This is a genomic window from Mesorhizobium sp., from assembly GCF_017306585.1.
Classification (GTDB): domain Bacteria; phylum Pseudomonadota; class Alphaproteobacteria; order Rhizobiales; family Rhizobiaceae; genus Mesorhizobium.
Genome location: NZ_JAFKIC010000068.1, coordinates 1 through 6,260 on the forward strand (window position 1 = coordinate 1; position 6,260 = coordinate 6,260).

Sequence of the window (6,260 nt, forward strand, 5' to 3'; positions counted from 1 at the left end):
CATGCCGATGATGCCGTAGACCATCGTGTAGCCGATTGCGATCAGCCCATAGATCGATCCCAGCGTCAGCCCGTTGATAAGCTGCTGGACAAAGTACTGCATATGTACATGGCTCCCCTGGAATGTCGCCCATGCAGACGCATTCCTTTCTTCTTGTTGCCCTTCGAGCCTACTGAACCAGATGGCTCGTCCTGTTCCTTATCAGCCGCACCAGGCTGAGCGCCGCCATCTCGGACGACTTCGGATTGTCGTCGAGCGGTTCGTTGTCCACCCGCAGCTCGAGCCGGCCGAAGACACCGGTGGCGACGACATGGTGACAGTTGCGACGGACTTGCGGATCGGCAATCAGCGTCATTCGGGTCCGGTCCAGGCCCAGGCCGGCGAGAGCGGAAATAACCGCAACATTGGCATTCTGCGGGAAGCGTGCGGCTGCCTCCCGCGCCGAACCGGTGAAGAAAACCACGGCACTCTCGATCGCCGCGAGATCGACAAGTTGCTCAGCCGGACTGCCTCGCCAGGCCTGCGGTGATTTGATGATGGCATGCGTAACCTCGTCCAGTGGCAGCGCCGAAGCAGCGACAAGCGCCCCGATATCGCCGAGGGCGCCGGAGGGGACAACGAGCTGCCCGCCGGTTTCCCGCGCCACCTGCAGCAACCGGGACAGCAAGGCATCATCGCAAAGCGCGCTGGTCGAGGAGATCGCCACGGACCCGCAATGCCTCAGCCCGGCTTCGGCCCAGACCGGCACCGCCGCCCTGCCAGCCGCCTCCACCAGCAAACCGATATCCAACCCGGCAAGCTCGTCGGGACTGGATAGCACGCGACATCCCGCCGGCAGGTCCTGGCGGGGCCTTGCGCCATCGCGCACGGCGACCGCCACAATCTCGATGGTGGCGCTATCGCGCAGCAACTCAGCCGTTCGCCGCGCGATGGCGCCCCAACCGATCAAGCCTATCCGAAACCGTCCCTGACGCATGACATCCGCTTCATGATGCTTGGGCTATCACGCCGGGAGCTCCGTCGGAGCCCGGCCGGCGCGCCGGATCAAAGCCGCACCCAACCCTCGGGTGGCACCTTGCCCGGGTGCAATGCTTTGCAATGCGGGCATGTCCGCGCGGTCTCGTCAGCATAAAACGCCTTGTAGATCGGCGGCAGGTCCTCGACGATGCTTTCGAGGTCGACTTCGGACCGGTGCACAAGCGACGTGCACTCGAAGCAGTACCATTCGACCGCATCTAGCAGCCCTTCGGCGCGCTTGGGCTCGATGACCAGGCCGACAGAGCCTTCCTGCGGTCGCTGCGGCGAATGACGGACATGCGGCGGTAGCAGGAAGATCTCGCCTTCGCGGATCGGCACATCGTAGAACTTGCCATCGTCGATGACCTTCAAGACCATGTCGCCCTTGAGCTGGTAGAAGAATTCCTCGACCGGATCGTCATGATAGTCCGTGCGCTGGTTGGGGCCGCCGACCACGGTCACCATCAGATCGGCGTCCTTCCAGACTTGCTGGTTGCCGACAGGCGGTTTCAACAGATGCTTGTGCTCGTCAATCCATTTCATGAAGTTGAAGGCTCTCAGTTGTCCTTGCATCGCTCCGCTCCTTCCCAGGCGTTTCGGTTGCTAGTCCTATATCGAACGTCGAAGTCCGCTTTGTTCCAGCGCGGCTCTTGTCGCTGTCTGTTCCTCGCCGGTGAGTTCAAGCAAGGGAGACCGCACATGCCCACCGACCTGACCGAGCAAACCCTGCCAGAACTTCTGGTGGGCGTGCGGCTTTTCCGGCGGTCGGGTCGATTTCAGCGCCGCGCGGACAGGATCGAGGCTGTCGCGGACAGCGCGGGCGGCAGCGACGTTGCCGGCAAAGGCGAGGTCGGTATATTCCCGCATCCTGAGATCATGGCTTGTCTGCAGCAGAAAGGGCGGCGAAGAGCATAGATAGAGCTGCCATCCGAGCTCGACGATGTTGTCGAGCCACTCCTCCTCGGATGCGGTGCTGACCAGAATGCGATCGCCGGCAAGCTCCTGCAGTTGCACATACATCGGGCGTGGTACGCTGTATTTTATGGCGACCACATTGTCCAAATCGGCGAGCCGGTTGCACAGCTGAGGGCTCATGAGATAGCCGCTGTCGGGATGGCTCCAGAGCGCGATCCCGATATCGACCTTCTCCGAAATCGTCCGATAGTAGTTGAACAGTGTCTCGTCCTGTGCTCGCAGGAAATGCAGGACAGGCGCATGCACCACGATGTAATCGGCGCCAATCCGCTGCGCGTGCCTGGCGAGGTCGATCACGACATCGAGGTTCTGGTCGGAGCACGACATGATTGTCTGGGCCCGGCCGGCACAGGCGTCTACAGCGATCTCGAAGCAACGTTTTCGCTCCTCGACAGACATCGAGAAGAATTCGCCCTGCTTCCCGGCAACGAAGAAGCCGTCGATCTTGAGATCGGTGATCCAGTGGTCATAATTGCGACGCATGCCGTCTTCGTCGATCGTCAGATCCTGCGAGAAGGGCACCAGCGCGGCGGCCCAAATGCCGCGCATCGTTTCGCGTGAATGGATTTTGGCGTCCTTCCTGGAGTAGTTCATACTGTCCCTCGGTCCCGACGGGCGAACCGTCCAATTTTCAGATTCGCATCGTGGCAATCGCCTTGGTCAAACGCCCCAAGTCGTTCGATGCGACACGTTCTTGACGATGGTGTAGTTCAGGATCCCCTCGGCGCCGCCCTCCCGGCCGAGGCCGCTCTCCTTGACGCCACCAAACGGCGTTTCGGCAACCGAGGCTTCGAGGGTGTTGATCGACAGATTGCCGGCCTCCACCCCCTCCACGAGCCTGTCCGCATTGCGCGCCGAACGGGTGAAGGCATAGGTGGCCAGGCCATGCGGCAACGCGTTTGCCTTGTCGATGGCGTCGTCGAGCGATGAGACGGGATTGATCAGCGCCAGCGGCCCGAAAGGCTCCTCGCGCATCACGCGGGCATCCTCCGGAAGCTCGGTCAGCACGGTCAGCGGGTAGAAATAGCCGCTCTTGCCCAGCCTTTCGCCACCGGCGCGGACACGGGCGCCCTTCGCTCTGGCGTCGGCGACCAGTGTTTCCATCGCCTCGATGCGTCGAGCGTTGGCCAGCGGCCCCATCTGCGTGGACGGATCGAACCCATTGCCTACCGTCACTGAGCGAGCCTTTTCGACGAATGCCGCCACGAAGGCATCGTAAAGCGTCTCATGGACGAAGAAACGTGTCGGCGAAGTGCAGACCTGGCCGGCATTGCGCGCCTTTCGGGTGGCCGACATGGTGGCAGCGGCCACGGGATCGACATCGTCGCAGACGATGACCGGAGCATGACCGCCAAGCTCCATCAGCACGGGCTTCATATGGCGCGCCGCCATTCCCGTCAGCAGCTTGCCCACCGCCGTGGAGCCGGTGAAAGCGACCAACCGGATCGGGTCCTGCGGAATGAGGTACTCCGAAACCTCAGAAGGGACGCCGAAGACAAGATTGAGCACACCGGGCGGAAGGCCCGCATCATGGAAAGCGCGAGCAATGTGAATAGCCCCCGCCGGCGTTTCCTCCGAGGCTTTGAGGATGATCGAACAGCCCGCTGCCAGCGCCCCGCCGATCTTGCGCGCCGGCTGGCTCATCGGGAAATTCCAGGGGGAGAACGCCGCGACAGCGCCGATCGGGCGATGGAGCACGACATATTTTATGCCGGGCTCGCTGGGGATTACCCGGCCGTAGGTGCGCTGACCTTCGGCGGCATCCCATTCGAAGAACTCGCAGCCCCGGATAACCTCCAGCCGCGCCTGCGCTATGGGCTTGCCGTGCTCAAGGGTGATCGCATGCGCGATGTCCTCGATCCGCTCGCGCATCAGCGCAGCTGCGTTGAGCATGATGGCGGCACGCTTTGCCGGTGAGATCCGGCTCCAAATCCTGAAGCCGTCGGCCGCGGCTGCCAGCGCGTCGTCAAGGTCTGCTTTGGTCGCCAAGGGGACTGTCCCGATGACGCTCTCGTCGGCCGGGTTGAGCACCCGCCATCCGTCCGATCCGGGTGTCCAGCGGCCGCCGATATAGTGTTGAAGGTCGGGATAGGACGGCATGAAAACCTCGGCGGCGCAAAGGACACTTATCAAGAACGAAATCGCCGGGACCCTCTGAGGCGTTCCCGATGCCTGAAAAGACCATGCCAACCATCTATATGACAATGCGGTTTTATCGTATTAATTTATCGCTGCTACCGATATATAGATCCTATGAAGATCACCATTAAACAGATCCAAAGCTTTCTCGCGGTAGCCGAGTCCGGAAACTTTTCGGCGGCTTCGAGCCGGATGGGCCTGGCCCAATCGGCGATTTCACAGGCCGTCAAAGACCTCGAAGACGAACTTGCGGTCAGATTGTTCGATCGCACGACGAGACGGGTCGAATTGACCGATGCCGGCCGGGAGTTCCGTAACTCGGCCTCGAAGATCATGGAAGAATTGCAGCTTGCGGTCAGGAGCGTGCATGATCTGGCCGAGCGACGGCGTGGCAAGATACGGGTCGCGGCGCCCCCACTGCTGGCGGCAGCGGTTCTTCCGCATGCGATTGCCGAATTCCAGAGCCGTTATCCCGGCATCACGGTCGAACTGGCCGATGTCGGCACCGAGATGATCGTCGAAAGCGTAAGATCGGGAAAGGCGGATTGCGGGCTCGGTACATTCCCGCCGGCGGAAGCCGGGATCGAACGGATCATACTGGTTCGCGACACATTGATGCTGTTCTGCAGCGGCAAGAGCGCGCTTGCGAGCAACGAAACCACGTCCTGGACGGACCTCCAGCACCATCCCATCATCACCTTGACGCGCGATAGCGGTATCCGCCTACTGGTGGAGGTCGGGTTCGAGATGGCGCAACTCCCCCTGAAGCCGGCGTACGAAGTCTCCCAGATCACAACCGCGATTGCCCTGGTTGAAGCCGGGCTAGGTGTCTCGGTGCTGCCATCCTATGCCCTGACGGCCGTTGGAACCCGCGGCGGCGCGGTCGGAAAAACGCTGGTCGAGCCGAGCATTTCGCGCGACGTGGTCATGATCCACGCCACGGGCCGCTCCATCTCTCCGGCGACCTCGGCATTTGCGGCGGTAGTCAGGCGGTATGCGCAGAAACTCAGCCCTGCAAAGCAGTGATGCCTTGCCATCGCACTTTGCATCGACGGCTCCGCCAAGCGGACAGCGGGACTCTCGCCCAGCGTCGTAGGGATAAGATTCCAATGCACCGAGGTATTCGATAGAACCTCCCTCGACAGGTGCTTACAGTTCCCCATCAGGTTCCTTGGCCTGCGGAGGCCCTTTTGGGTCGACCCGTCTCCTCGAGGGGCTGATGACTTGTACTCGCTGCCCTTCTTGCAGGTGATCCGACGTGCAATCAATCTATCGCACGTGGACTGCAGATTGGGAACCACGTTGCCGGTTGAACACGCCTGCCAGAATTCGACCCAACGTCGACTTTCCACATCCGGACTCACCGACGAGGCCAACCACTTCGCCTCGCTCGATCTCCATGTCTATCGCGTCCATTGAAGCGGCCAACCGTTCGTGGCCATTTCCTTTGTCAGGGGTAGCGATCCGCTTGCGACGTGTCCCCCAGGCCTATACTGCGCCCTCATTCAGCGCTGCCAAATAGCCACGAAGCCGGCCGATCTCGCCTTGGCTCAGACGCAGCCCGACCTTGGTGCGCCGCCATATGACATCATCGGGCGCCTCCGCCCATTCGGTCGAAACCAGGAAATCCACTTCGCGTTGGTAAAGGTCCGCGCCGAAACACTCGCCGAGATCGCTGGCGATGTTCACTCCCGAAAGCAGATTCTCTACGCGCGTCCCATATTGCTGGACGTAGCGCGCCACTTGGGCTTCCGGCAGCCACGGGAAGCGCTTCCTGACCGTCGCCTCGTACGAGGCCTTGCCGGCTGCGCCGAAGTCGCCGCCGGGCAGCACTTCGGTGCGTGTGCGGCAGACATCGGACCAGCCGCGCAGGCCGTGAAGTTCCTTCATCGCATGCTCGGCCAGCTTCCTGTGCGTGGTCAGCTTGCCGCCGAAGACGGTCAGCACGGGTGGAGCCCCCTCGGGCGCGTCGATCTCGAAGGAATAGTCCCGCGTCAGCGTCGAAAGGTCATTGTCGCGGCCGCCGCCTACTTCGAACAAGGGACGCACGCCGGAATAGCTCCAGACGATGTCGGCGCGCGTGACGGGCCGCCGCAGGAAGGCATTCACTTCCGCCAGCATGTAGTCGA

At 61.9% G+C, this 6,260-nt stretch carries 7 protein-coding genes and 1 pseudogene; 1 reads left to right on the forward strand and 7 read right to left on the reverse strand.

Annotated elements, in window-relative coordinates; all coding sequences use genetic code 11:
* From J0I79_RS02490 to J0I79_RS02510, 5 genes and pseudogenes are all read right to left on the reverse strand, one after another.
* A pseudogene (locus J0I79_RS02490) lies at window positions 1-102 on the reverse strand (branched-chain amino acid ABC transporter permease LivH); the annotation flags it as partial.
* A 67-nt stretch (window positions 103-169) separates the two neighbouring features.
* Window positions 170-976, reverse strand: a complete 807-nt coding sequence (locus J0I79_RS02495) for an aspartate dehydrogenase (RefSeq protein ID WP_292855149.1) — start codon at window positions 974-976, stop codon at window positions 170-172.
* Window positions 977-1,044: 68 nt separating this feature from the next.
* Window positions 1,045-1,590 (reverse strand): 3-hydroxyanthranilate 3,4-dioxygenase, encoded by a 546-nt coding sequence (locus J0I79_RS02500; RefSeq protein WP_292855150.1) that lies wholly within the window; start codon window positions 1,588-1,590, stop codon window positions 1,045-1,047.
* Between the two features lie 36 nt (window positions 1,591-1,626).
* Window positions 1,627-2,586, reverse strand: a complete 960-nt coding sequence (locus tag J0I79_RS02505) for a dihydrodipicolinate synthase family protein (protein WP_292855151.1) — start codon at window positions 2,584-2,586, stop codon at window positions 1,627-1,629.
* Window positions 2,587-2,652: 66 nt separating this feature from the next.
* Window positions 2,653-4,092, reverse strand: coding sequence for an NAD-dependent succinate-semialdehyde dehydrogenase (locus J0I79_RS02510; RefSeq protein ID WP_292855152.1), 1,440 nt, complete (start codon window positions 4,090-4,092; stop codon window positions 2,653-2,655).
* A 153-nt stretch (window positions 4,093-4,245) separates the two neighbouring features.
* On the opposite strand from J0I79_RS02510, the gene J0I79_RS02515 reads away from it, so the two are divergent.
* Window positions 4,246-5,157, forward strand: a complete 912-nt coding sequence (locus J0I79_RS02515) for a LysR family transcriptional regulator (protein ID WP_292855153.1) — start codon at window positions 4,246-4,248, stop codon at window positions 5,155-5,157.
* A 243-nt stretch (window positions 5,158-5,400) separates the two neighbouring features.
* Here J0I79_RS02515 and J0I79_RS02520 read toward each other — a convergent pair whose 3' ends face one another.
* Together J0I79_RS02520 and J0I79_RS02525 are read right to left on the reverse strand one after the other, a co-directional pair.
* Window positions 5,401-5,547 carry an ATP-binding cassette domain-containing protein gene (locus J0I79_RS02520; RefSeq protein WP_292855154.1) on the reverse strand — a complete coding sequence of 49 codons (147 nt, stop codon included), beginning with the start codon at window positions 5,545-5,547 and terminating at the stop codon, window positions 5,401-5,403.
* 72 nt (window positions 5,548-5,619) lie between these two features.
* A partial coding sequence (locus J0I79_RS02525) for a glycerol-3-phosphate dehydrogenase C-terminal domain-containing protein (protein WP_292855155.1) occupies window positions 5,620-6,260 on the reverse strand: 641 nt, incomplete at its 5' end.